General features: G+C 42.3%; 22 protein-coding genes. 8 read left to right on the forward strand and 14 right to left on the reverse strand.

The window, feature by feature from the left end; translation table 11 throughout:
• Positions 1–5: 5 nt before the first annotated feature.
• The 4 genes from ACWU4D_RS09085 to ACWU4D_RS09100 form a co-directional block, all read right to left on the reverse strand.
• Positions 6–1,031 (reverse strand): potassium channel family protein, encoded by a 1,026-nt coding sequence (locus tag ACWU4D_RS09085; protein ID WP_456051101.1) that lies wholly within the window; start codon positions 1,029–1,031, stop codon positions 6–8.
• A gap of 103 nt (positions 1,032–1,134) precedes the next feature.
• Positions 1,135–1,818, reverse strand: coding sequence for a PspA/IM30 family protein (locus tag ACWU4D_RS09090; RefSeq protein WP_456051102.1), 684 nt, complete (start codon positions 1,816–1,818; stop codon positions 1,135–1,137).
• Positions 1,815–2,216 carry a DUF2170 family protein gene (locus ACWU4D_RS09095; RefSeq protein WP_456051103.1) on the reverse strand — a complete coding sequence of 134 codons (402 nt, stop codon included), beginning with the start codon at positions 2,214–2,216 and terminating at the stop codon, positions 1,815–1,817. The genes ACWU4D_RS09090 and ACWU4D_RS09095 overlap by 4 nt, the downstream gene beginning before the upstream one ends.
• A gap of 250 nt (positions 2,217–2,466) precedes the next feature.
• Positions 2,467–3,030 carry an isochorismatase family protein gene (locus tag ACWU4D_RS09100; RefSeq protein WP_456051104.1) on the reverse strand — a complete coding sequence of 188 codons (564 nt, stop codon included), beginning with the start codon at positions 3,028–3,030 and terminating at the stop codon, positions 2,467–2,469.
• Between the two features lie 328 nt (positions 3,031–3,358).
• On the opposite strand from ACWU4D_RS09100, the gene cynS reads away from it, so the two are divergent.
• A complete protein-coding gene (gene cynS / locus ACWU4D_RS09105) occupies positions 3,359–3,799 on the forward strand; it encodes a cyanase (protein WP_456051105.1) in 441 nt (146 codons plus the stop codon).
• A gap of 57 nt (positions 3,800–3,856) precedes the next feature.
• Here the strand turns inward: cynS and ACWU4D_RS09110 are convergent, their stop codons facing one another.
• From ACWU4D_RS09110 to ACWU4D_RS09120, 3 genes are all read right to left on the reverse strand, one after another.
• On the reverse strand, positions 3,857–4,543 hold the full coding sequence (locus tag ACWU4D_RS09110) for a response regulator (RefSeq protein WP_456051106.1): 687 nt from the start codon (positions 4,541–4,543) through the stop codon (positions 3,857–3,859).
• Positions 4,536–6,140 carry an ATP-binding protein gene (locus ACWU4D_RS09115; protein ID WP_456051107.1) on the reverse strand — a complete coding sequence of 535 codons (1,605 nt, stop codon included), beginning with the start codon at positions 6,138–6,140 and terminating at the stop codon, positions 4,536–4,538. The genes ACWU4D_RS09110 and ACWU4D_RS09115 overlap by 8 nt, the downstream gene beginning before the upstream one ends.
• 150 nt (positions 6,141–6,290) lie before the next feature.
• Positions 6,291–7,619 carry an anaerobic C4-dicarboxylate transporter gene (locus ACWU4D_RS09120; protein WP_456051108.1) on the reverse strand — a complete coding sequence of 443 codons (1,329 nt, stop codon included), beginning with the start codon at positions 7,617–7,619 and terminating at the stop codon, positions 6,291–6,293.
• Positions 7,620–7,953: 334 nt separating this feature from the next.
• Here ACWU4D_RS09120 and ACWU4D_RS09125 point away from each other — a divergent pair, with 334 nt between their 5' ends.
• From ACWU4D_RS09125 to ACWU4D_RS09135, 3 genes are all read left to right on the forward strand, one after another.
• Positions 7,954–9,528: a putative bifunctional diguanylate cyclase/phosphodiesterase gene (locus ACWU4D_RS09125; RefSeq protein WP_456051109.1), complete on the forward strand. Its 1,575-nt coding sequence runs from the start codon at positions 7,954–7,956 to the stop codon at positions 9,526–9,528.
• 101 nt (positions 9,529–9,629) lie between these two features.
• Complete coding sequence (locus ACWU4D_RS09130; RefSeq protein ID WP_456051110.1) at positions 9,630–11,087, forward strand: catalase; 1,458 nt, start codon at positions 9,630–9,632, stop codon at positions 11,085–11,087.
• Positions 11,088–11,162: 75 nt separating this feature from the next.
• Positions 11,163–11,681 carry an ankyrin repeat domain-containing protein gene (locus ACWU4D_RS09135; RefSeq protein ID WP_456051111.1) on the forward strand — a complete coding sequence of 173 codons (519 nt, stop codon included), beginning with the start codon at positions 11,163–11,165 and terminating at the stop codon, positions 11,679–11,681.
• Positions 11,682–11,760: 79 nt separating this feature from the next.
• On the opposite strand, the gene ACWU4D_RS09140 is transcribed toward ACWU4D_RS09135, so the two are convergent.
• The 3 genes from ACWU4D_RS09140 to ACWU4D_RS09150 form a co-directional block, all read right to left on the reverse strand.
• On the reverse strand, positions 11,761–13,179 hold the full coding sequence (locus ACWU4D_RS09140; RefSeq protein ID WP_456051112.1) for an SO_0444 family Cu/Zn efflux transporter: 1,419 nt from the start codon (positions 13,177–13,179) through the stop codon (positions 11,761–11,763).
• 1 nt (position 13,180) lies between these two features.
• A complete protein-coding gene (zntR, locus tag ACWU4D_RS09145; RefSeq protein ID WP_456051113.1) occupies positions 13,181–13,600 on the reverse strand; it encodes a Zn(2+)-responsive transcriptional regulator in 420 nt (139 codons plus the stop codon).
• 155 nt (positions 13,601–13,755) lie between these two features.
• Positions 13,756–14,625, reverse strand: a complete 870-nt coding sequence (locus ACWU4D_RS09150; RefSeq protein WP_456051114.1) for a LysR family transcriptional regulator — start codon at positions 14,623–14,625, stop codon at positions 13,756–13,758.
• A 99-nt stretch (positions 14,626–14,724) separates the two neighbouring features.
• On the opposite strand from ACWU4D_RS09150, the gene ACWU4D_RS09155 reads away from it, so the two are divergent.
• The 3 genes from ACWU4D_RS09155 to ACWU4D_RS09165 all read left to right on the forward strand — a co-directional run bounded on the left by ACWU4D_RS09155 (position 14,725) and on the right by ACWU4D_RS09165 (position 17,616).
• Positions 14,725–16,125 carry an MATE family efflux transporter gene (locus ACWU4D_RS09155; protein ID WP_456051115.1) on the forward strand — a complete coding sequence of 467 codons (1,401 nt, stop codon included), beginning with the start codon at positions 14,725–14,727 and terminating at the stop codon, positions 16,123–16,125.
• Positions 16,126–16,213: 88 nt separating this feature from the next.
• On the forward strand, positions 16,214–17,110 hold the full coding sequence (locus tag ACWU4D_RS09160; RefSeq protein ID WP_456051116.1) for an HAD family hydrolase: 897 nt from the start codon (positions 16,214–16,216) through the stop codon (positions 17,108–17,110).
• Positions 17,111–17,136: 26 nt separating this feature from the next.
• Entirely contained in the window at positions 17,137–17,616 is a 480-nt protein-coding gene (locus tag ACWU4D_RS09165; RefSeq protein WP_456051533.1) for a peptide-methionine (S)-S-oxide reductase, read from the forward strand.
• Positions 17,617–17,662: 46 nt separating this feature from the next.
• Here the strand turns inward: ACWU4D_RS09165 and ACWU4D_RS09170 are convergent, their stop codons facing one another.
• The 4 genes from ACWU4D_RS09170 to ACWU4D_RS09185 are packed head-to-tail and all read right to left on the reverse strand — an operon-like array spanning position 17,663 to position 23,542.
• The gene (locus ACWU4D_RS09170) at positions 17,663–19,618 is read right to left on the reverse strand and encodes an alpha-amylase family protein (RefSeq protein WP_456051117.1); all 1,956 of its coding nucleotides are present in this window, start codon (positions 19,616–19,618) and stop codon (positions 17,663–17,665) included.
• A 15-nt stretch (positions 19,619–19,633) separates the two neighbouring features.
• Complete coding sequence (locus tag ACWU4D_RS09175; protein ID WP_456051118.1) at positions 19,634–20,524, reverse strand: carbohydrate kinase family protein; 891 nt, start codon at positions 20,522–20,524, stop codon at positions 19,634–19,636.
• A gap of 11 nt (positions 20,525–20,535) precedes the next feature.
• A complete protein-coding gene (locus tag ACWU4D_RS09180) occupies positions 20,536–21,381 on the reverse strand; it encodes an HAD-IIB family hydrolase (RefSeq protein ID WP_456051119.1) in 846 nt (281 codons plus the stop codon).
• Positions 21,374–23,542 carry an HAD family hydrolase gene (locus tag ACWU4D_RS09185; protein WP_456051120.1) on the reverse strand — a complete coding sequence of 723 codons (2,169 nt, stop codon included), beginning with the start codon at positions 23,540–23,542 and terminating at the stop codon, positions 21,374–21,376. Before ACWU4D_RS09185 ends, ACWU4D_RS09180 begins: the two co-directional genes overlap by 8 nt.
• A gap of 205 nt (positions 23,543–23,747) precedes the next feature.
• Here ACWU4D_RS09185 and ACWU4D_RS09190 point away from each other — a divergent pair, with 205 nt between their 5' ends.
• Complete coding sequence (locus ACWU4D_RS09190) at positions 23,748–24,860, forward strand: ABC transporter substrate-binding protein (protein ID WP_456051121.1); 1,113 nt, start codon at positions 23,748–23,750, stop codon at positions 24,858–24,860.
• Positions 24,861–24,917: the final 57 nt, after the last annotated feature.

Here is a 24,917-nt window from a genome sequence, read left to right on the forward strand (position 1 = left end):
CTTTCCTACTTCGGCCAATTGACATCAGCAATACGTTCATCCGAGATATAAAATAGAGTCATACCTTGGTTAACCTCAGTACTTAAACCAGGGTTGATTTGAAGGCCATTCCCACCATCTACAGCAATGAGGATCGCGTCATGTTGCTTCTTAAAAGCATGGAACAGAATGTCGAAGGTAGTTGAACCATTATCAGGATAAACCACTGAATATTGAGTCATGCCGGTCGTCGTACTGAGTAGCTCTTGATGAAGAGAGCTAGACCCGGGGTCAATCGCAGATTTAGCGAGCATCTCTACTGATACTGAAGGAATACATTCTACATTTGGACAATGGGTTTTGAGCAGATTACTTAGCTCTTCGTTGTTGAAGTATGCCAAGATATGGGCATTGGTATTTTGTCCGCTCACAAATAACGCAGCGCTCAATGTTACATCGTCTTCAGGGGTGTCGATAATGATAACACTGGCGTGAGCGATGCCTGAACGTGCCATTTCTGTGCTATCGACATAACTTGGGACAGAGACAAATTCAATGACACCAGGTAGCGGGTTTTCTATTTCTGCGTTGGTGCACAATACTATCGGGCGTTTATTTTTTTCTTCATGCAATAACATGTCGAGCATGTTTAATGTGCGCTTCTCGTTCCACCCAAGTACCAATATGTGATCTTTCATTTTAAGGCTCCGCTTACCTTTGATTCCTTTTCGCCAAGACTCCACTAACACACTAGCAACTTGACCAACAACTATCGCAAATATTCCTAATCCGACAGGGATAACAAAGAGCAATGTGACCCATTTGCCCATGTCGGTGGTGGGAGAAAAATCGCCATACCCAACCGTAGAAGCCGTTACGACTAAATAATAGATGAAAACACTGAATGAATGAGTAAGGTCTGACTCTCCAGTGAGGTACAGTAATCCCCAACTTGCAGAGATATAGCTCACGAGCAAGATAACAAGGTTTTTTCCTGTTAATTGACCTAAGTGACGAACCGTCCATTGGCGAACAGCCAACCATAGCGACATATCCGTTCCCTCTTGTAAAAAACGCTCGATAGGAACATTTTTATGGCATGTGTAGAATCAATGAAAGCACCTGTTTAGGCGCTCTCATTTCTCAAACGGCAGTTTATTTTCCAAGAATACGAGCTAACTCATCTTCTGCTGATGATGAACTCGATGTGATCCCCGCTTCTGCTAGTTTCTTGTCTAAAGAACTGCCAGAGGCTTCGTCGGCCATTTCAGCTGCGGCCTCAAGTTGCGCTGACCGTTCTTCCTGACGCTTCTTGATTCGATCTAGAGATTCTACGGCTGTGTGCATTTTCGCATTCGCGCCCACATTGGTTGCGGAAACCGCAGATTGAGCTTTCTGAACCGCTTCGTTTGCTTTGACGACATCAACCTGTTGTTCTAATTGACGCAGCTTATCTTTTGCTTGTGCAATATTTGAACTCATGCTGGCAGCGGACGCCTTGAACTGCTCTAAGTACGTATTTTCGGCTTCTTGTTCATTCTTTAAGTTAGCCACTTTTTGCGCACACTCTAACGCCAGTTCTTGTTGACCTTTTTCCATCGCTGAGCGGGTGTGGTTTTCGTATTCAGTAATACTTTGAGTAAACGCGTCTACTTTATTTTGTGATAATTTACGCTTAGCAATAATGCTAACTAAAGCTTCATCTGAACGTCGTAACTCTGATTTTGCTTCTCGAATCTCTTGGTCGAGAATACGCAATGCTTGGTTATCCGCTATCGATTCTGCTGCTTCATTTGCTCCGCCTTTTACCGCAGAGAATAGTTTTTTCCAAACGCTCATTGCCCGCTCTCCGTTAAAAACTCTTGATATAATTCAATGAATGCTTCGACGTTACGAAACAAGGTGGCGACTTCAATTACGACACTTTCTAGTTTGGATTGAGAGGAAAGAGATCCAAAAGCAACATAGTATTCATCACCTCCAATTTCGTTGATGCCGACGGTGGTAAGAGGGAACATTTTATGTGTCTTTAGCACGTAATCGTTAAGTGCTTGAGGGTTGTTCACTTGGTCTTTACCAAATAAAAGAACCTCAACGAGAATCTGCTCACCTGATATGGCGAGGAAAGCCTCGATGTTATCTTCGTTGGTAATGACGACTGTATTTTCGTTTTCTTTAACTACCCAACCATCATGCTCACTAAGCGCTGAGATTAGATCTGGAGATTGACAAATCATAGTTGCACCATATCTATTGTGAAAAACGTACGTTATTGAAATAAAATAGTTATTTTAGGTTGGAAATTCAAGCTTGTAGGTCGAAATTGTCTTACCTATAACAGATTTATCTCGTTCTTAGTTCTCTGGTATATCTAATCTTATTAAGTTACTAATATCACTGTCCTCTAAAACAGATGTGCTTCGATGTCAGGTTCATTCGTGTGAACTAAATGGAGCAAGAAAATGACGAAATGTTGCTAACCGAATCTCAAATAGTTAAGGCAGAGATTACGTCGAGATGATTTTTTAATTGGATCGTTCCTTGCGTTGGCGTGAGGTTTGACCAAATGAAATTGTGATAACGAATAATATCACGGGCTTGAAAGTCGATTTTGTCTGCCGTGGTGTGGCAGTCGGAAATAACAACGATATTATAGTCACTTACCAGTGCGGAATGAATCGTTGCATTGACGCAAAAATCAGTCGCTAGTCCAGTAATATAAAGCATACTGACATCGAGTTCATCGAGTAGCTCTTTTAACTTTGTTTTGTAAAATGCACCGTTGGCTTTCTTCTCAATAATATAATCTTTGGAATCAATAACGAGTTCTTTAACGATGTCAAAGTCGTTTGTTCCAGGCAACAAATAGTCTTCTTTAACGCCATTGTGTTGGATAAAAACGACAGGAATATTGTTTAGTCGGAAATATTGCGAAACTTGATTGATTCTAGAAATAACCCCATCACTGTCGTACCTTGGCGTTTTAAAACATCCGACTTGCATATCGATAATTAATAAGACTTCTTTTTCTTCTTTCATAATTTCTAACATCGCTGTTTTTTCCGAAGTTGAGGAATATCCTGATTGGTGTTGCTTGATGGAACCAACTCCTCACTAATAGACTCTAGCTCATACTTTTCATGAGAAGGATTAGCCCATAAATAGAGCACATTGTCATGGCGCGTTGGCAATATATTATACCGCGTTGTGACCATAAAAGTGCAATATTGCCCAACTTCTGAATTTTCATTCAAAACGACACATTATTGCTATGTAACATGTTGTTATTTATAGCTTTTATTATCCTATAAATGGCACGTGGTTTGCTTCGGTTTTTGGTGGTACTAGATATCAGTGTATTGATACATAAGGAGATGAAATGAAAAAGGAAGAAGTCGTAGAGGCAATAGTAATAGCTAAACATGAGCGCAACTTATCATGGCAAGCAATCTCTGATGAATTGGGTATGGGATGTGTATGGGTGACTTCAGCGTGCTTAGGAATGAATAGTATGCCGAAGGATATTGCAGATAAGCTTTGTGCTTTTCTTGAATTACCGGAGGGAGCGAATGCAGCACTTACTGCTTACCCAACGAAGACTTGGGATCAATCTGTGCCACAAGATCCATTGATATACCGACTATATGAAGTCGTTGGCGTGTATGGTGATACCTTAAAAGAAGTTATTCAAGAGCAGTTTGGCGACGGTATCATGAGTGCAATCGATTTTAGTATGGATGTAGATAAAGTTGAAGACCCAAAAGGTGATCGTGTTGTGATTACCATGAACGGTAAATTCCTACCCTACAAAGCGTGGTAACTGAGCGTAATGTATTGGTATGACTGTAGCGTGTGAGCAGTCATACCACTTTAAAGGTCAATATCGTACTGTTGGCAGATACAGCCTTTGTGGACGCCCGCCCGTGTTGTATTTTAAGACTAATTGAATTTCGCCTTGCGATTCTAAGAATTCTAGATACCGCCTAGCCGTAACTCGACTCACATTCATTTGTTCTCCAATGTCACTGGCAGAAAATTCTTCCAATTGTTCACTATTAATGATTGTTCTCATTGATGCCAGTGTGGTTGCGTCGATGCCCTTTGGGGTGGTTCGGGTAGAACTTACAGGAACTTTCCCCAAAATTTGATCGATCGCGCCCTGATCAGGGGCTTCAGATGTGGTCAAGCGTTGTTTGTATTGGTAAAAATTATCTAATGCATGATGCACACGAGACATTCGTATGGGTTTGACTAGGTAGTCATTTACTCCTAGGTGAACGGCCTGTTCGATGACAGCGGTGTCTCGTTCTGCTGTTGTCATAATAAAGTCGCATGCCGCATTCTGTTCACGAAGTGTGCGCATCACATCAATGCCATTTCCATCGGGTAAGGTGATGTCGATAAAAACCAAATCAGGTTGATAAAGCTTAAATTGCTCTAGAGCTTCAAAACAGCGCTCACTGATTGCAACCACTCGAAATTCCGCGTGTTGATTGATGGTCGATTCGAGGGTATAGCTGGCTCGAACATCATCTTCTAGAATCATTACTGTGTATTTATTCATGGTTTTCAACATCACTCTTATTTAGATAAATACTGAAAAGGGTAGTTTGGTTTTCCGTTCGTTCCCACTCAATGCTTCCCTTGAAGTAGTCAACAAGTTGTTTAACTAAGTACAACCCTATACCACATTGTCCATCTTCTGTTTTTGAACTGACGCCAAACTCCAAAATATGTTCAGCGATGGTGGAACTTATTCCACAACCACTGTCTTGAACTTCAATAATTAGCTGGCTACTTCGGTCGCTCAGGTAAATATTGACCTCTGGGCTTGATGTTTCTCGATTTTGCCACGCTGCTAAGATTGCATTATCGACCAGATTGCCGATGATGGTGACGAGCTTTTCGGATGTGTCTTTTTCATAGTTTGAGAGTGTCGAATCGCCATCAATGGTGTATCGAACTCCGATTTCCGATGCTTTATTAAACTTCGCTAGCAGTAAGCTCGCCACTGTACTATCGGTAATTGAAAGGACGATACTTCCAAGGACATGTTGATAGCGGTCGGTTTCCATTTGGATATAGTCGATGGCGGCATCGTATTTGTGAGTTTGAAGTAACCCTGAAATAACATTTAGTTTATTCGAGTATTCATGGGTTTTACTGCGCAGAATCTCGGTATAACTTTTAAGTGAGTTTATTTCTCTCTCTAGCTCGTTTTGCTTGAGGTTTGGGAAAAAAACAATAGCGTGTCCCAGATGGCCTTTTGGTGTATCAATTGGATAGATATTGGCTTGATAAGAAAATTTACCAATTGAGAAATCTCCTTGGTGAAACTGGTGCTGTTTTGATAATACTAAGTGGCTTAACGCAGCAGAATAACGAGACAAAGGGTGATTAACGTAATGATAGCGGTCGGATACTCCCATCGATAGTCGTTGTATTGCGCTGTCATTGATGGTGGTGATGTTCATATCACTATCGACGGCTATCATCGCATCGCGAATACTGTCGAAGATCATCTCATGCTCACGAAACTTGTTGACGATAAATTCGGGTTCGTAGTCTAAAAATGTGCGCTTAATTTTGTAAACGAAGGCGATGATCGTGGCTAGTCCCAGTAAAAACACTGCTCCAATCAGCAAGCCAACATCACTGAATTTCTGCCACAGTAGGCTCGACGTTTTTTGGGATAAATAGCCGATACAAATGGCACCGATCACTTCGCCATTTAATCGAATGGGAGAAAAGTTCCGTATTGCTTCCCCTAGTGACCCCGATGCTAGGCTACTGTATTCGTCTCCGTTTTCTAACGCGGGATAAATGTCGTCACCAATAAAGTGTTTACCCAACCGCTCAATGACGGGGTGGCTCAATCTCATGGCGTTTTTATCAACCACAACGATGTAAGAGGCATCGGTGCTCTTTCGGATGTTTTCTATGTAGTCTTGTAGCGCATATGGCTGATTGTGGTTTTTAGCGTTAACTGCGTTAATGACAATCGGATTGTGAGCGAGAACTCGTGCCAATTCGAGTCCTCGAGCTTTAAAACCGTCTTGATGAGAGCTTTGAAGTAACACTAGAATCGCAAGGGTGACGATGAGCCCCATAAAAGTGGAGGTTGAAATGGTCGTGATTGCCAGATAACTTTTTAATTTCATGTGCGATCTCAATCGGTAGCGTCACTCAATTGATGGTAACGAGCTCACACAGTATATCTGGATTTATTTGGGCCGCAGTTTGCTTTGAATCAGGAATTTTCATAAAAAAAGGGCTCAAAATGAGCCCTAAATCGAGAAATGGAACAAAGATTACGCGAGGAATAGTTGTCCAAGTAAATAACCGACAATACAGGCGGAAACGACGCCAATAATACCAACCGACATAAACGAGTGATTAAAGTACCATTTGCCGATTTTTGTTGTGCCTGAAGAGTCGAAGTTAACGGTTGCGATATCAGAAGGGTAGTTCGGAATAAAGAAGTAGCCGTAGATTGCAGGCATGATCCCAATCAGTAATGCAGGCTCTAACCCTAAGCCGATACCAACAGGCAACATCATACGAGCAGTTGCGGCTTGAGAGTTAACCACAACCGACACAATAAAGAGTGCCAACGCAAATGACCATGGGTAGTCGGTTACCATGCCAATGATGCCTTCTTTGAATTGTGGAAGTGCAAACTTAAAGTAGGTATCAGACATCCAAGCAATCCCAAAGATGGCGATGGCGGCGACCATGCCCGATTTAAACACAACGCCTTCTGGTACTTTGCGAGGGTCGGTTTTAGTCGCTAACAAGATAATTCCGCCAAAACAGAGCATCATCATCTGAATGATTACTGACATCTTGATTGGCTTTCCGCCATCTACCACGGTTCTAATTTCCGGTATCATTGCAATTGCGACGATGACTAATAGCGCTGTAATGAAAATAAGCACTGAGTTTCTCGCTGAGGCTGGTAATGTTTCATCCAGTGTTGTCGCGGTCGTTTTTAGAATTTTCTCACGCCAAACCGGATCTTTTAAACGACGCTGATATTCTGGGTCATCGTCGAGTTCTTTGCCTCTTCGAACGCTATAAAGCGCCATCAATAAGGTTCCTATCAATGTAGAAGGAATCGTGACCATTAATATCGATACCAGTGTAATATCCATTTGAATATTAGAGAGTTGAGCAAGGTAATATACCACTGCAGCAGATATAGGAGAGGCAGAAATGGCGATTTGCGATGCCACAGAAGCGGCTGCCATCGGACGTTCAGGTCGAATCCCATTCTTCAGTGCGACATCTCCAATAATCGGCATAATCGAATACACCGCGTGACCAGTACCCAACATAAACGTCATGGTGTAGGTGACAAACGGTGCAATGAGCGTAACGTTTTTTGGGTTTTTTCGGAGTATTCGTTCAGCGACTTGAAGCATGAACTTCAGTCCACCTGCCGCTTCAAGAATTGAAGCACAAGTGACTACTGCGAGAATGATCAGCATCACTGTAACAGGAGGGGAAGTTGGTGGCATTCGGAAGATAAATACTTCCACGACTAAGCCAATACCTGAGACGACACCTAACCCAATGCCACCATAACGCGAGCCCATATAGAGCATGACTAATAGAAACAGAAACTCGAGGTATAGCATGATTTTTCCCTCACCTTTATTGTGATTCGCTGTAAACGACAGTCTTCCAAATGGCTTCTGTGAAAGCTCATAGGTTTCATGGTTTTCAGTGTAACAATTCTTAGAATTACAGAATGAGCGTGGAAAAATATTGTAAGTTTTGAATGTTTTGTAACTTTTGTACACATGCGAAGTCTGTTGTGACGAAAAGCAGAGTCGTTGGCTTAGTGATTCTGGAGATTTGCTAGATTAACTCTTGGTCGTATTTATTTCGTTATCTTGGTACGAGTTATTCGAAACTGAACTATATTAAGTACTGGTGTAAAAATCTCGTTTACAAAGGCTGCGGTATTTAATGACTAATTGGTTTTACAACTTTCGATTTAACCTGCATCGTTGGCGAAAACGCCGCGCGATGGTCGAATTAGTTTATGCCATTACCATTGTATTGATTTTGATTGCTCTTTCGTTAGCATTTGAGGTCGAGTTTGTAGAAACGTTGTACGACTTTACTCGTGCACATGAAGACTGGGAATTGGACGAGATAATTTTTAGTTTCTTATGGATAGCAGTTGTTGCGAGTATCTATTCTATTCGACGAATTATCGATATTAACAATCTCAATAAGAGCAATGAATACAATGCAAATCACGATTCTTTAACCGGCTTACCAAATCGGGATTTTGTTCAATTCTTACTTACTCAAATGTTACATCGAGCTAAACGTTACAATTACTCAGTGGGTGTTATTTTTCTCGATTTGAATGATTTTAAGATTGTGAATGACTCTTTTGGTCATGACCATGGGGATCGACTTTTGGAGCAAGTGGGTCAACGTCTTTCGTCAATCGTGCGAAGTGAAGAGGTGGCTGCACGTTTGGGAGGAGATGAATTTTTAGTCATTGTTGAAAGAGCCGATGCTGAAAATGCTCTCGAAAGAATTATTAACCGTATTCAAGTTTGTATAAAAGAACCTTTTGATATATATGAAAAATCAGTCAATGTAGGCTTTAGTATTGGCGTTGCACTTTCGCCAGATCATGGTGAATCAATTAGTGAACTGTTGGTGGCCGCCGACATGGCGATGTATGAGGCGAAATCCAACAAAAGCACCCCTGTATTTTACTATAATGATGATGTTGGTGAACGACATAAAAAGCACATGCGCTTATCTACAAACCTAAAGCACGCGCTGTTCAACAACGAATTCCACTTAGTTTTTCAACCCATTGTTAATACTCATAACAGCCAGGTCGTAGGATATGAGGCATTGATACGATGGGAGTTGGATGGAGAGTATGTCGATCCAGAACTTATTATTAGTCTTGCCGAAAATATGGGCCTTTCAGATGCATTTTTCCAATGGTTATTGCAAGCCGTTGCCGATGAAAGTGAGAGTTTTCAATCTCCTAACCAGTTTGTTTCTGTCAACGTCACCATACGGCAATTTCTATCGAATCACTTTTTAAGAACAATGATGAATACCATCCAAAAGATGAAAGGTAGAATTATTCATCTTGAAATTACGGAAAGTACAATTCTTAAAGATTTTGAAAAAGTGGCCATTAGAATTCATCAGTTAAGGCTCAAGGGTGTCTATGTAATGATCGATGACTTTGGCACTGGGTATTCATCATTAGGTCGATTGCGGGACTTGGATATAGACAAACTAAAGATTGATAAATCCTTCTTATCTGACGCCATGGTCAATGATAAAGGGGCTAAAATTTTTGAAAGTATGATCGCTCTTGCTAACACTTTAGAAATTGAAATTGTTGCCGAAGGGATTGAAACTAAAGAACAACTTAAGTATCTGCGACAATTCCCTCCAATGCTAACGCAAGGGTATCTGATTCAAAAACCATTAAAGAAAGATCAACTCTCAACGGATAAAATTATTCTTTCTAATATGAATGAACGAGGAGATTAATAGGATTTACCGATTGAATTAATTGTTAGAGAGTAATTTTGTATTAGAAAGCAATCACGTAGCATGATTAGTGCCTTTTACCTCAATTGTTGGATAACATTATGACAAAACATAAATTAACCACAGCAAATGGTTGCCCTGTCGCTGATAACCAAAACGTACAAACCGCGGGCCCTCGTGGTCCAATGCTTCTGCAGGATGCTTGGTTTCTTGAAAAACTCGCACACTTTGATAGAGAAGTGATCCCAGAGCGTCGTATGCATGCGAAAGGCTCGGGTGCATATGGTACTTTCACCGTAACTCACGATATTTCTGAATTCACTAAAGCGAATATTTTCTCTGAAGTGGGTAAGAAAACCGATCTATTTGTCCGTTTCTCTACAGTAGCCGGTGAGCGTGGTGCCGCTGATGCCGAACGTGATATCCGTGGTTTTGCGATTAAGTTCTACACTGAAGAAGGTAACTGGGATTTAGTGGGTAATAACACGCCAGTATTCTTCCTTCGAGATCCACTTAAATTCCCAGATCTAAACCACGCAGTGAAACGCGATCCTCGTACTAACTTACGTTGTGCCAATACAAACTGGGATTTTTGGACACTTTTACCCGAAGCGCTTCACCAAATCACAATTGTAATGAGTGACCGTGGTATTCCACGTACTTACCGTCACATGCACGGATTTGGAAGTCACACATTCAGTTTCATCAACTCGGATAATGAGCGTTCGTGGGTTAAATTCCACCTAGAAACTCAGCAAGGTATTGAAAACTTAACCGATCAAGAAGCCGAAGTTTTAGTGGGTAAAAATCGTGAAAGTCATCAACAAGATCTGTATGAGTCGATCGAAGCAGGGGATTTCCCACGCTGGAATGTAAAAGTTCAAATCATGACCGAACAGCAAGCAAGAGAAGTGTCGTACAACCCATTTGACCTGAGTAAAATATGGCCACATGCCGATTTCCCGTTGATCGATGTCGGTGTCATGGAGCTAAATCGTAACCCGGATAATTACTTTGCTGAAGTTGAACAAGCTGCGTTTAATCCTGCCAATATTGTTCCTGGGATTGGATTCTCTCCAGATAGAATGTTGCAAGGGCGTTTATTCTCTTATGGCGATGCTCAACGATATCGACTGGGCGTGAATCACTCACACATCCCAGTAAACCAACCTCGTTGCCCTGTAAATTCATACCATCGCGACGGTGCGATGCGTGTTGACGGGAACTACGGAAGCACGAAAGCTTACGAGCCAAATAGCTTGGGTCTGTGGCAGGAACAACCTAGTGCAAAAGAACCAGCATTGAAACTTGAAGGCGATGCGTATAACTATGATTACCGTGAAGATGACAGTGATTACTACTCTCAACCACGTGATCTGTTTAATCTAATGACACCTGAACAACAACAGGTGCTATTTGAGAATACGGCTCGAAGTGTCGGTGGTGCATCGATTGAAGTACAACATCGCCACATTTCTAATTGTCATAAAGCATCCCCAGCTTACGCCGAAGGCGTTGCAAAAGCGCTTGGTGTTAACTTAGCCGATGTCGCGCTGTAGTTTAGTTGTATAGGAAGTGCGGACACTTATTGTGTGTCCGCATTTTTTTCACTTAATTTACGGAGTAGCAAGGTTATGAGAACTTGGAGCGACTATAAAACGACATTTCGTAGTGAAGCTGATCTTATCGATTATGCCCGGGATGGGGATTTGAGAGGATTGGTTTCAATTGTTGAGCAAGATCCTAATATCGATCTCGATGCGAGAAATGCTCGAGGTTATTCAGCACTAATGCTGGCGGTTTACAATGGTGAGAAAGACTATTGCGAAGCGCTTTTACGGCTTGGTGCCAATGTAGACTCGATGGATTTTATGGGTAACACCGTCCTAATGGCATCCGCGTTTAAGGGAAATGTTGAGATACTCCAACTGTTATTAGAGTGGGGTGCGAAGACAGACGCCAAAAACCATTCAAATATGAATGTTCGAGATTGGGCTCAGATGTTTGGTCGTAAAGAGGTCGTTCAGTATCTCGATGAAAACTCGTTTAATATTGCAGTCTCTTCTCGATTAACTAACATACTTAGGTTTATTAAGTTGAGCTTTTTATTATTTCGAACAAAAAACGCGGACAAAAAACCGACAACCAACTGAACATACCCAATAATCTCATTAAAAAAGGGAAGTGATGACTTCCCTTTTCTATATCTCAGTTTCAATACCCTAGTGATGGTTAGGCACTTTTGCTTTTGCAACAACTTGATGTTGGTGCAGGAGACGGTTTTGACGGACGAGCACGATACTTTTTGAATAGATCCCAGGCAATCAATGCGGCTAACACGATACCAGAAATCCAAGCTAAAGGAGAAGGAACAAACTCGCCTCCATTTGCTAACTGAGTGTCGATGTTGATGCCATAATGATCAACGAGGAAATTGGTTAGGTAACCAAATAGAATCGCGATACCAACGACACCGACCAAATAGCTAATCAGAGAACGCGTTCCGAGTTCTTTTTGTACGATACCTAATGTTGCCATATTCGATGCGGGACCTGCTAATAAGAACACCAATACAGCACCCGGAGAGACTCCAGCCAGCATAAACCCAGCAGCCAGCGGCGTTGAAGCTGACGCACAGATGTACATTGGTACCCCGATGATGGCCATAAGGAACATAGCCATTGGGCCTCGACTGATGTCCGCTAATGTTTCAGGTGGAATAAAGGTAACCACGAGTGCCGACATAACAAGACCGATGATTAACCACATAGATAGTGATGTAATCAAATTGGTAAACGCAAAACGTTGACCTTGCCATAATTTTTGAATCCACGATTCTTTTTCGACGGCTTCATCTAAGGTCTCTTCTGTTTTGACCGATTTTATTTCACCCATTGAACTTGGTGAGCTGGCAAGGTTTAGTGATGCTGCTGGTTTAGTTGCAGTTACTAGATTTACCGCTGTTGCTTCATTTTTACTTGAACAGCAACTACTTGTTTTAGTCGGCGACGCTTGAGGTACCGCTTCTACAATGGCTTTTTCTTTGTTACTTGAGCAACAACTGCTTGTTTTACTCGGGGCTGTTTGAGGAGTCGCTTCTAAAGTGGCTTTTTCTTTGTTACTTGAACAACAGTTGCTTGATGCAGTCGTTTTTGGAGTTTCTACCACCGTGTCCTTTTCTTGCTTGCTGCCGCAGCAACTCGCTGCTTTCTCGGAAGTGCTTTTCTTTTCAGTCTCTTCTTTATCCGAAACGAGGACAAGCATCGCGGCAGTAATGGCCGAGGTGGTGGCCGCTATAGGTCGAATAACCGCCATAAATGGGCCTAATAGTGCGTATGAAATCGCAATAGAATCGACACCAGTTTCTGGCGTGGATATTAAGAAAGCGGTTGTCGCACTCTTAGAGGCTCCGGCACGTCGTAAACCTACCGCAGCTGGAATAACACCGCATGAACATAAAGGTAGTGGAATCCCCATTAACGCGGCTTTAATCGCAGGTAAAGGCCCAGATCCTCTAAAGTGACGACCCAGTTTGTCACTGCTAAGTGTGGCTTTCAAAATGCCAGAAACGATTAAGCCAAAAATGATCCAAAATGCCGCGTCGAGCCAGAGGCTAAGCAATGAACTAAAAAATGTGGTGACTAATTCCATCTTAGCCCTCCTTCTGTTGCGTGTCGGTTAAAGCAGTAAGAATGGTGCAATGCTCAGCAGAGTGCGAGCCACCGCAACAACGCTCATTGACAACTTTTAACGCTTCATGCATGTGCTGTAACTGCGTTATTCGTTGTTCGATATCCCGTAACTTTGTTTGCGCAATATCTTTAACTTCTTGGCAAGTGTGCTGTTCAGGGCTAATTCGAATCGACAACAATTCATGGATATCACTGAGAGAAAAGCCGAGCTCTTTCGCATGGAGGATAAACTCAAGCTTATTGACACAATCTTGGTCGTACTGACGATACCCATTTTCTGCACGATGAGGCTTGAGCAATTCTTGTTGCTCATAGAAACGTATTGCTTCTGTAGTCATACCAAAGTGTTTTGCCAACTGTCCCCGCGTGAAATTCGCCATCGACAACTCCTTCTACTCACTATTCTCAATATACTATAAACCTTGTAGATTACTACAGGGTCAAGAGTTGAATGTAAACAGTCGAAATTTGATGGTTCCACTCCCGTTTTTTCAGGCGAGAAACTGCATCGACTTTTTAACCAATGGTGAGAGGCTTAGTTTAAATGTTCGGCTAAATAATCGATCAATAAGCGAATCTTAGGTGAAAGATACTTATTTTGCGGATAAACAGCCCACACATTTTCTTCTGGCTGCCAAAAGTCATTGAGAAGGGTGACTAATTGTCCTGACTCAATAAAGGGACGTATGTACGAATCAGATAATTGCACGATACCAATATCTTTCATCGCTGCATCCGCTAAACCGACACCACTATTGCTGCATAAACTGCCTTTGATTTTGATGAGCTTCTCTTTTCCATTTTCTTTAAAGCGCCAATAATCTCTCGATCCTCGCAGGCAATTGTGATGTTTAAGATCGGCTAATGTTTGAGGGTAGCCGTGCTTTTTTAAATAGTTTGGTGAAGCACATAAAAAGGTTGAACGCTTACTAAGCTTTTTCGCGATCAAACTGGAATCTTGCAAATGAACTCCCAATCGAATAGCCAAGTCAAAGCCGTTTTCGACTAAGTCACCAGCGCGGTTGGTTAACTCGGTTGTAATTTCTATGTCGTTATATTTCACAACGAAATCGTTGATTAACGGTAAGACTTTTAGCTCGCCATAATTGGGAGGCGCAGTCAGTTTGATCTTGCCTTGCGGTCGACTTTGGAGATTTGTAATGGTTTGTTCGGCCATATCTAACTCGTCTAAGATTTGTCGACAATGTCGATAAAACGGTTCGGCTTCGGCGGTGAGAGAAACATGACGGGTGGTGCGATAAAACAGTTTCACCTTTAGGCGCTTTTCCAGTGCGGTAATTTGACGACTTACCTGAGCAGTCGATATCCCAAGATGCTTTGCTGCCTGCGAGAAACTATGAGTTTCTGCGACCGATACAAATTCATTAATTCCTTGCCATTTCATTATTACCACCTGGTAAAAGTAATTTACTTTTTTGGTAGATTATCATTATTGTGTAAATAAATATAATACTTAAGAGGAAGACAAATAATAGGAAAAAAAGTGAAGCCACAGGTCGATTTACATAATGAGCCGATAAAAGATCTTATCTATAAAATGACTGCGCCTGTAATGTTGGCAGGCTTTGTCACAACATCATATGGGTTTATCGATATGGTGTTTGCTTCACGCTTAGGAAGTGTTGAAGTGGCTTCTGTTGCATTTGTAACTCCGTTATTCGTTATGCTTCAAGCACTTGCTGTAGGTGTGATTCGCGGTGGAATCAGTATCATCGCCACCTTACTCGGTCAGAACAAACCCGAGGAAGCAACGGCTTACGCCACGCAGTTACGGTTGTTAATCCTATTTTTATCTGTGGTATTCGTTGTCCCAGGAATAATATTGTTGCCTGCAATACTTGGCGCCGTGGGTATTTCCTCCGAGCTATATCAACAGTCGCTTGTCTATTCGCGGATTTTATTTCTATCGATTCCATTGGTCTTGTTATTTCAGCTCTATATGAGTTTCTTTAAATCTCAAGGCAAGATGAAAATCGTCTCTAAGATATCTATTTTAGGTGTCGTATGTAACGCGGTGATGAACGCAGTGTTTATCTATGGATTCCATTACGACATCGATGGGTTGGCTTATGCCACTTTGGTCACTTATTTTATCCAGCTGGCGATTGTGATTTTCTTGTACCAACGAGAAAACCATGAGTTTAAGTTGGAGTGGAGCACCTCAAAAACATTTTCCAAATTGGCGATTCATAAGAAGCTTCTCAAAGTTGGATTACCTTTGTCATTTTCTCAAGCCAGCACGCATTTCGGGTTTCTCGTATTGAATATTTTTATCGTCCAATATGGGCACCAAGCGGTTGCAGCCTTTGCGATTGGTAATCGAATTCACTCTTTGCTTTTTTTCCCAGCTAAAGAAATTGGAGCAGGCTTAATTCCATTACTTGCGCAAAACTGGGGCCGCGGAGCGATTGATCGAGTACGCGAAGCCATTAAATTGGGTCTGATCTACTCACTTATCTTCGGAGCCTTTGCAGCGATTGTGATTCAATTGATCAAATACCCGATTGCAAGCTTCCTTACACCGGATGATCCAGAAACCTACGCCAACGTCATTAACTATGTTTCTCTTGTGGGTTGGACTGTTATTGCGTGGTCTATTTTTCACACCTTACAAGCTATTTTTGACAGTTTTCAGAAAACGATGTTCTCGTTTGCTATCACGATTGTTCGCCTTTGGGGATTGCGAATTCCGGGTATTTTAATGTTCTACTATTTTATTCCTTCAGTAGCTGAATATGGGATTTGGTACACCATGTTTTTCTCCAATTCGATCACGCTTATTTTTGCGATCGCGTATTTCATGTGGGTCGTCCCACCGATGTTGAAAAAGGAAGATGAAAAGAATCATCAAGCGTCAGATGATGAAGAGAAAATACTGGCTTAGCTCATTAACTCTTATTCACTAAATGACGTAAACCGTTTTGAGATGATGGCACCGCTATCACGAGCATAAGGATAAAGGTATATAAGAAATGAAAGCATTACTATGGGATTTTGATGGGACTTTAGCGTACCGAAAAGGGATGTGGTCTGGGGCGTTGTATGACGTGTTGCAAACCTATTGTCCTTTGCCGGGAATAGATAGAAAGACGTTAAGCTTATATTTACAAAGTGGCTTTCCGTGGCACTCTCCAGAGGTGACTCATGGAGTGAAGGGAAGTGATCAATGGTGGACCGAACTGCACCCAATTTTTGCAAACGCCTTTTGCGGGATCGGTCTTGATGACACTTCAGCGATGAAATTAGCCAGTAAAGTACGTGACGCTTATATTGAGCCTTCTCGTTGGTCTGTTTACGATGATGTAGAAGAAACGTTAGCCGAACTAACTCAAAGTGGCTGGACCCATTTTATTTTTTCTAATAATGTTCCAGAGCTGTCGTCTATCGTGTCTAACCTTGGTTTAGCGCATCACTTTAAAGAGATCATCACATCCGCTCATGTCGGATTTGAAAAGCCAAATAACAACAGCTTTTATCGAGCATTATCGCTCATAGGGCGTTATGATGCGGCGTGGATGATAGGTGACAGCTACGGTACCGATATTAAAGGTGCTGAAGAGATGGGGCTGCCGGCAATATTGGTACGAAACTCTGATCCAAGAGCTCAGCATCAAGCGGAATCATTAATGAATATCGAACGGTTTGTGAATCCAGAATCTGCGAGAACGCCAGTTTATCTTCCTGATACGCTCAGAGCAGAGACACACAGATTCGAGACTAAACGACCGGAAGTTCATAGGTTCGAAGCTAAGCAGGTTGATATTCAGCTGTCAGATGGTCATTTATCAGAAAGTCATGCTTCAGAAACCCATGTTTCAGAAAGCACTTGGCTAACAAATTATGTTCCGCCAAATAGGATGCTGAACTAAGTAAGTAATAAGAAGTGGAAGGCATGATAAAGGAAATCTATTTTGCGGGAGGATGCCTGTGGGGCGTTCAGGAGTTTATGAAACATTTGCCGGGTGTTATCTCAACAGAAGCAGGCCGGGCAAATGGCACCTGTAACACATCCACCCAAGGCGATTACGACGACTACTCTGAATGTGTACGTACACAATACGATTCAGATTTTGTCAGTATCGAGCAGTTGATGACCTACTTTTTTGAGATCATCGATCCTTACAGCGTGAATAAGCAAGGTGAAGATGTCGGTCGGAAATACCGAACAGGTGTTTACAGTAAAATAGCGGATGACCTTACTGAAGCTAAGCAATTCATCGAGCAAAGAGAGGATGCAAGTAAGATTGTCGTCGAGGTACTTCCGCTTGTGAACTACGTAAAAAGTGACGATGAGCACCAAGATAGACTCACCAATTCACCGAATGATTATTGTCATATCCCAATCAATCTTCTGCACAAATACAAATCACCATAATCAATGAGCGCCACGTAAGTAACAAACTTGCGTGGCGCTCATTGGGTTATTCTTGAGTCAACCAGTAGAACTGGAACCCACGAACAATAATTTCATCACCATAGGCGGTGGGTGAACCACCACTCCACAGGTCAATGAGATCAGTTGGACGTATAAAGCTACTTTGAGTGATTTTTTCAAGCGGAATTTTTTGCGGATCTGGTGACATATTCGCGACCACAAACACCTTTTTCGATGGATTGACGACGTCATAGCGAATAAAGCCAAACATAGCATCATTATCCAGCTCCATCACTTCTCGGTTGTTAAAATCGGCAAAGGCGGGCGTCTCTTTACGAATGGAGATTAATTTCTGTATTTCACTGAAAATCTGATGTTGAATTGACCCTTGTTGACGTCTTGCTTCCATCTCATCCCAGTCAAAGGTAGGGCGGTGTAACCAGCGTGAATCCTGCTTTTTCTGTTCGTCTAGCTCAAAGGAATAGTCGTTTAGCATTCCGATTTCGTCACCGTAATACAGCAGTGGAATACCACCAAATGACATGATTAAGCTATGCAATAAAACAATGTGGTTGCAACAACCATCAATGAGTTTTTTGTCATCAAGCTCGAGAGCTTTCTCTAATCCCACTAAAGACGCTAACGACCCAGAAATACGAGCATCACCGGTTTTGTCGTTTTGGCCAAAGACTTGTCCAGTTGCAATTGAGGTATCGTGATTACCAATAAAGTAATCTTTTAGAAAACGTCGGTGGGACGGAGCGTCATAGCCAACCCATTGAATATCGTTATCATCAAAGCCAAAACCTATATCATCGTGGCATCGTAAATAGTTTAACCAAGTCGCGCGATCCAATTTTCCAGGAAGATTTTTTATCCCTTGGTTAAGTAACTTCGCATTCTTGGTGGCTACTGCATCCCACATCAAAGCCATGTAAGTCGCGTTGTAGGCGATTTCACACTCTTTTGCGACAACGGCATCTTCACCAAAATATTTAATGATTTCAGATGGGGCAACAATCGCTTCTGCAATAAAGAGTAAGCCAGGTGAAACGACCTGACAGCAATCTTTAAACAGTTGCAGAATCAAGTGTGCTTCGTCTTCGTTTTGACAGGCGGTTCCCATTTTTTTCCATAAAAAAGCGACCGCATCAAGGCGTAAGATATCGACACCTTTGTTTGCCCAGAAGAAGATATTCTCGAGCATTTCGATAAATACAGCAGGGTTGGTGTAGTTCAGATCCCATTGATAGGAATGAAAAACGGTCATTACCCATTTGTTCATTTCTTCGTTGTAGGTAAAGTTGCCTGGATCTTGCTCTGGGAATATGTCGGGCATCGCGTATTCGAACATATCGGGAATATCTCGATTATCAAACATATAGAAGCAATCTTGATATTCTTTTTCACCCGCTAAAGCACGTTTCGCCCATTCGTGTTGATCTGAGGTGTGGTTAACCACCATATCTAACGCAATGAGAGAATCTTGTTTGCCCAGTTCGTCGATAATAGCTTCAAGTTCTTCGTTTTTACCGACCCGACTGTCGACTTTACGGAAATCACTCACCGCGTAGCCGCCATCACTTTTGCCCATCGGACACTCCATAATGGGTAGGATATGAACCAGATTGACACCGATTTCGCTAAAGTAATTTATCTTTTTCTTAAGCCCTTTTAGATCGCCCGCAAAACCATTGGCGTAAAGTGCCATACCGACCCAATTTTGGTCGAGGAACCATTCGTGGTTTTCTTCACGTAGTCGGTCTTTTTCTCGTAGAGAGACATCACGATTGATATAGTTAATCGCAAGGACTTCGACCAAACGGCTGAGTTGTGGGTAGAAATCTTCTCTATCCCCATACAGACGTTCAAATAGCGAGTGAATAGCGTAGAAGTTTGCGCCTAATCGACTATAGAAAAAACGTAGGTGTTTGTTCTTAATCGAAGGAGCTAGGTCATCGAGGATCTTGTTAAGGATCGTATGAGATACTTGTTCATACATAGATTCAGCCCCTCCTTAGATATTCCATAAGTTAATAAAATCTTGATAGATGGTAATGTCTTCAACAATCGCACCTTGCTGAGTCACGATATACCCAGCAAATTGGTGGGCACACTCGATAGTATAATGCCATGACCAATTATTCAGCATGCCGAGAATAATGACTGAGGTAAATGCGTCTCCAGCGCCGACAGTACTATTGATGGTTCTTACTATCTGAGTGTCGCTGGTTGTATCATGGCGTTCGCCAGTCGCATCAAATAATGTGGCACCATCACCACCTCGGGTAATGAGGATGTTGACGATATCGAGAGAACGTTTTAATTGAAGCGCTTGCTCATCCCATGGAAGGTCGGGCTCATCACTCAATATATATAACTCTTCAAGGCTCAACTTCACCAACAGTCCGTAATGCAACGAGCTCAAGACTTGTTCACGCTCCCAAAATGGAGGGCGTAGATTGACGTCGATGATTTTGCCGTCTTTGTTTTGTCCTAATAGCTGGGTCAGTGCCTCTTGTGAGACATGATTACGTGTTGCTAGGCTACCGTGGTAAATCAGAGCATCATCAGGAACTGGAACCAATTGTTTGTCGATATAATCCCATGCGACTGGTGAGGTAATTTCATATTGTGGTTCACCATCTTCGAATGAAACATCAACAATTCCAGTCGGATGATGTGGCGTGGTTTGAACAAATTCCAGAGACAATCCCCATTTCGACATCTTATCCCGTAATTGATTTCCGAGTGGGTCGTTACCGATTGCAGTGACGAGATTGGGCTCAACGCCAAATCCTTTTAGGTGCCATGCGACATTGAGGGGCGCACCTCCAAGAACTGGAGTTTGTCCTGGGAAGCAGTCAAACAGGACTTCCCCGAAAAGAAAAACAGATTTATCTAGCATAATATTACTCCCTACTTCGATGGGACTTGGCGTTTAAATTCAGGAAAAAAGTGATCAAATCCTTCAATGATTCCAGCGGCATAGCAGCCGTTGAGTCCAGGTAAACCACCTTTGGCAAGGTAGAGGCTATCACTATTATTGTGATTTTGAGCTTCTCGTAGTGCCAGTTCCTTCACTTCCTGTGTTGCGTTGGCGACGAGAACGGATTTGTACTCACTCGCCAAGACTTCCATATCATTTCCGCTATCACCGGAATAAAGAAGTTGTTCAGCATTTAATTGTAAAGTGTTTACAAGAAAACGTATGGCTAATAGTTTGTTTGCTTTAGCGGGTAAAATATCTATAAGCCCATGATTTTCATGCTCATTAATACTTGGAATGCAATTACTTGCGATATCCAGCTCGGTTAATGTTTCAACCAATAACTCTGAAATTTTCGGCAGTAGTTCAGTTGGTTCGACAAAGAAGCTTAGCTTAAACTCTTCCTGCTGATGCGGTGGCTGAAGCCGGAGGCCATCTATTTGAGGCAAACGCTGAAAAATTTGTTCAGGAGATAGTGCATTCCAATCCTGACGTAATGTCTGTCGCCAGCTCTCCCATTTTTGCCAAGTACCTTGCTCACGGGTATAAATTGTTGACCCCACATCGGCGATTAAATAGTCGGGGAAGGGTAAATCCCATTCCGCCAAGGCATCTTCAACCAATTGTGCATCACGACCAGATGCATACACGATTATCGTGCTGGGGTGTGCCGCTAATTGTCGAAATTGTTCTCTAGCTTGACTAGACTCTTTTTGATCTCCATTTGGCAGTAAAGTGCGATCAAGGTCGGTACAAATGATCCATTGATCACTCATTATTATTTTCCTTTCCAAAAAAGTTATAGTGGTCGATGGCTTCTAGGATACCAAGTGCATTAGAGTGCTCTGCAAAGTATATGGAATCTTGAGCGGTCGTATCTGATAATTGTTCATGACGTCGATTACGTACAATTACGTTCTGCATGTTTCCACCCAGCAGCATATCTTCATCACTACCTGAGCCGGCAGAAACTAGAATATTCTCGAGTGGGATCTCCCAAAGTCTTGCAACATAACGTAGGGCTAGGCCTTTAGAGGCTCGAGCTGGGATAATGTCGATAAGGTTGTCGTTAGAAAGGTAAACATTCACAGTTTGCTCGTCTTGACGCAAAGCGGTAACAATATCTTGGTAGCCAATCTCATCGGATAAAATTTCATAGGAGATTTTAAATCGACTCTGTTCAATATGTGGCTGAAGTTTAATGTTATCACCAAATTTGGACATGATTCGCTTAATGGCTTTCGGATTCCAGTTATGGTCAACGTAGTTACTCCAATCACTACTCGCGGTAAGTGCTCTGGTGTAATAGATTTCAGTACCTAAACTGCATATCAAAATGTCAGGTCGAGGAATATCGAACTGTTTAATCAGCGCCAAAACGCGATCTAAACGTCGAGATGTTGCTATACCAAATGCACATTCTTTGCGATGACTGCGAATTAACGCCGAAAACTGTTGTAAGCCATCGGTGTTGCTGAGAAGTGTTCTGTCCAAACCTGATACAATCATTCGCGGTAAATGACGAGATGCACGACGAATCTCGGTCTGTTGCTTCGGAAGTATTGGATTGGAAATGACAGTCTTTAATTCGTTGAGGTACTGCTTGGTGTGGTGATCCCACGAGTATTTACTCGCGACATTTTTGATACCGTTATCAGAATGCTGTTTCCATAAATCGCGATCTTGCAAAAGCTGCTTGATAGCATCGGCAATTTGCTCTGAGCTAAGTGGGTCGACCAATATTCCACTCTCGCAGTTTTTTACGATATCAACGGGACCACCATTTTCCGTTGCGACAAACGGCAAGCCACATGCGGCTGCTTCTAACAGAGTCAGTCCAAACGGTTCTGTCATTGCTGGGTTAACAAATACCCCCATTGATGACGCTGCCATTTGATAAATGCCAGGCACTTCGTCTGCTTGATGATGCTTAGGAATGGCAACCTTGCCATAGAGATCGTAGTAATCTATTAAAATCATGATCTCAGTAAAGACGCTTTGAGCACCGTCGTCCATTTCTCGAATATCGTCACGATTCCCGGCTACGATAACCAGATTAGCCAGTTCCTGTAACTCAGGTGATTCGCCGTATGCTTGTATCAGAGTACTGATGTTTTTTCTCGGGTCGGGGCGAGAGATTGTGACAATCATTGGCTTGTCGGGGTCATAAAGGAATCGAGTGATGGATTTTCGAATCATAGAGGCTGATTCGCCCAGCTGAGGCGGGTGAAACTGCTCCAACGCGGTTCCGGGCGGGATAACCGTCATCGTCTCCGGTTTGTAAAAATCATAAAGATCATATTGGTCATTGATCTCTTGAAACGTACTGGTGATGACCATGTCGGCGTTGGCTAAAACATCTTCTTCTGCATCAATGCGTCGTCTGAAATGGTACTTATCTTCTAACTCTTGACGGCTCATCCCGCCGGCAAGTAAGCGTTTGCGTTTATCTCGTCCTAGCGAGTGCCCGGTATGGATCAGCGGGATACCCGTTTGAAGGTTGAGTTTGGTTGCAACGTATCCAGCATCGGCATAATGACTGTGAAGTATGTCGGGCATGCGCGGTTGGTTGCGAAAGTAATCGAGTAAGTTGTCGGCAAAACTGTCGAGGTATTCCCACAGTTGCTCTTTAGGAAGATAAATATCATCGGGGCCAGCATCAATGCGGACTATTTGACAGTTTTCTGCTAGTGGTTCGACGGGTTGTGAATAGATGGGGTCTAGCTTTGGGTCGTTGATTCGTCGAGTGACAAGTTCAACGCGTGCAACTTCATTTTGCGTTGCGAGTGATTTTGCTAAATCTACGACGTATTTGGTTTGCCCTCCGGTGTCGGAGTCACGTCCCAATTCTAGTTCTTCACCTCTAATGAGTCCGTGTACGCTAATTAATGCAATGTATAATTCTTTCGATTTTTGGCCACTCTCATCCTGAGCCATTTGAATCTCCTTGTTATTCCAAACAAATTCAGTATAGCACTTGAGCATAAAAACAACAGTCGGAGGCACTATTAGGTCATTTGTCAAAAAGCATAAACATAGTATTTCCAAGGGCATAGCGTGTGTTAATTAATGGCGAACATGGAATAAATACGTTTGATATGCTAGCGTCAAATGAACAAATTACTGTTTGATAGAAGTGTTTATGAACCGATCCCTGCGTGTCATTTTGCTCATTATTACATTATTTATTTGGCCTGTTTCTGCGAGTGATGAGATTAAAATTGGCGCAATTTTTGCCAAAACGGGTCAAGCTGCTGAGGATAATCAGGTTCTGTTTGAATCAGTTAGGTTTGCAACTGATGAGATAAATAGTCTCGGCGGAGTGTTAGGCAAGAAAATTCGACTGATTGAATACGATAACCACAGTACACCAATTCAAAGTTTACTTGCGGCAAAACAAGCGGTTAGAGATGGTGTTTTGGCTGTGATTGGCGCATCTTGGAGTGACCATTCCATGGTTATTGCGCCTTATCTTCAAAGTAAAAAAGTCCCTATGATCACACCTGATTCAACCAACCCTAAAATAACTAAAATCGGCGACTATATATTTCGAACATGTGTATCAGAGCCTTACTTAGGACGAGTACTCGCGAATTTTGCTTATGAGCACTTTGCTGGGCATAGAGCGATCATTCTTCAGAACGTTCATAGTGATTACAGCGTGGGTTTATCTGACGTGTTCGAGAGACACTATGAATCACTTGGTGGTGTTATCTCGTTGGTCTTAAAGTATAAATCTGACCAAACCAAATTTGTTCCGTTGCTTAAGCAAGTGAAAACGTTGGCGCCTGATGTTTTGTTTATTTCAGGACATGAAGAGAGTGGCTATATCGTAAAACAGGCGCGCGAAATGGGGATAAACGCAAAATTTATCGGCGGAGACACTTGGTCACACGATGCATTTTATAGCCTTGGTGGCAATACTTTGGACGAAGGTTACTATGCTTCCCACTGGGATAAAAACCTCAACACACTGGAATCGTTGGCGTTTGTAGAGCGTTATCGTCAAGCTCACCAACTTTCGAATTTTGTCGCAGAAGGTTATGATGCGGCAATGATGTTGTTTGCGGCGATTACCCGTGCGAATTCTTTGGATCGAAAAGCGATAAGAGACCAGATTGCGGCTACTGAGAATTTTATGGGGATTTCTGGGAATATCACTCTCGATAAAAATGGTGATGCAATAAAACCAATGTTAATGATGAAAATCAACAATGGCAAAGCGGATATATTGACTACTGTACAGCCAAACTAAACATTAACCTGATTGGGAAGTCGTTTGGGAAAATAGAATGTAAATTTAAGCGGTCAA

The organism is Vibrio phycocola (assembly GCF_053850235.1).

Excerpts from the sequence above, each read along its gene's own strand:
- ACWU4D_RS09135 (WP_456051111.1), top strand. The coding sequence starts at position 11,163 with ATGAGAACTTGGAGCGACTATAAAACGACATTTCGTAGTGAAGCTGAT.
- cynS (WP_456051105.1), top strand. The coding sequence starts at position 3,359 with ATGAAAAAGGAAGAAGTCGTAGAGGCAATAGTAATAGCTAAACATGAG.
- zntR (WP_456051113.1), bottom strand. The coding sequence starts at position 13,600 with ATGGCGAATTTCACGCGGGGACAGTTGGCAAAACACTTTGGTATGACT.
- ACWU4D_RS09095 (WP_456051103.1), bottom strand. The coding sequence starts at position 2,216 with ATGATTTGTCAATCTCCAGATCTAATCTCAGCGCTTAGTGAGCATGAT.
- ACWU4D_RS09175 (WP_456051118.1), bottom strand. The coding sequence starts at position 20,524 with ATGCTAGATAAATCTGTTTTTCTTTTCGGGGAAGTCCTGTTTGACTGC.
- ACWU4D_RS09170 (WP_456051117.1), bottom strand. The coding sequence starts at position 19,618 with ATGTATGAACAAGTATCTCATACGATCCTTAACAAGATCCTCGATGAC.
- ACWU4D_RS09140 (WP_456051112.1), bottom strand. The coding sequence starts at position 13,179 with ATGGAATTAGTCACCACATTTTTTAGTTCATTGCTTAGCCTCTGGCTC.
- ACWU4D_RS09190 (WP_456051121.1), top strand. The coding sequence starts at position 23,748 with ATGAACCGATCCCTGCGTGTCATTTTGCTCATTATTACATTATTTATT.
- ACWU4D_RS09160 (WP_456051116.1), top strand. The coding sequence starts at position 16,214 with ATGAAAGCATTACTATGGGATTTTGATGGGACTTTAGCGTACCGAAAA.
- ACWU4D_RS09110 (WP_456051106.1), bottom strand. The coding sequence starts at position 4,543 with ATGAATAAATACACAGTAATGATTCTAGAAGATGATGTTCGAGCCAGC.
- ACWU4D_RS09180 (WP_456051119.1), bottom strand. The coding sequence starts at position 21,381 with ATGAGTGATCAATGGATCATTTGTACCGACCTTGATCGCACTTTACTG.
- ACWU4D_RS09115 (WP_456051107.1), bottom strand. The coding sequence starts at position 6,140 with ATGAAATTAAAAAGTTATCTGGCAATCACGACCATTTCAACCTCCACT.
- ACWU4D_RS09130 (WP_456051110.1), top strand. The coding sequence starts at position 9,630 with ATGACAAAACATAAATTAACCACAGCAAATGGTTGCCCTGTCGCTGAT.
- ACWU4D_RS09150 (WP_456051114.1), bottom strand. The coding sequence starts at position 14,625 with ATGAAATGGCAAGGAATTAATGAATTTGTATCGGTCGCAGAAACTCAT.
- ACWU4D_RS09120 (WP_456051108.1), bottom strand. The coding sequence starts at position 7,619 with ATGCTATACCTCGAGTTTCTGTTTCTATTAGTCATGCTCTATATGGGC.
- ACWU4D_RS09085 (WP_456051101.1), bottom strand. The coding sequence starts at position 1,031 with ATGTCGCTATGGTTGGCTGTTCGCCAATGGACGGTTCGTCACTTAGGT.
- ACWU4D_RS09125 (WP_456051109.1), top strand. The coding sequence starts at position 7,954 with ATGACTAATTGGTTTTACAACTTTCGATTTAACCTGCATCGTTGGCGA.
- ACWU4D_RS09090 (WP_456051102.1), bottom strand. The coding sequence starts at position 1,818 with ATGAGCGTTTGGAAAAAACTATTCTCTGCGGTAAAAGGCGGAGCAAAT.
- ACWU4D_RS09100 (WP_456051104.1), bottom strand. The coding sequence starts at position 3,030 with ATGTTAGAAATTATGAAAGAAGAAAAAGAAGTCTTATTAATTATCGAT.
- ACWU4D_RS09185 (WP_456051120.1), bottom strand. The coding sequence starts at position 23,542 with ATGGCTCAGGATGAGAGTGGCCAAAAATCGAAAGAATTATACATTGCA.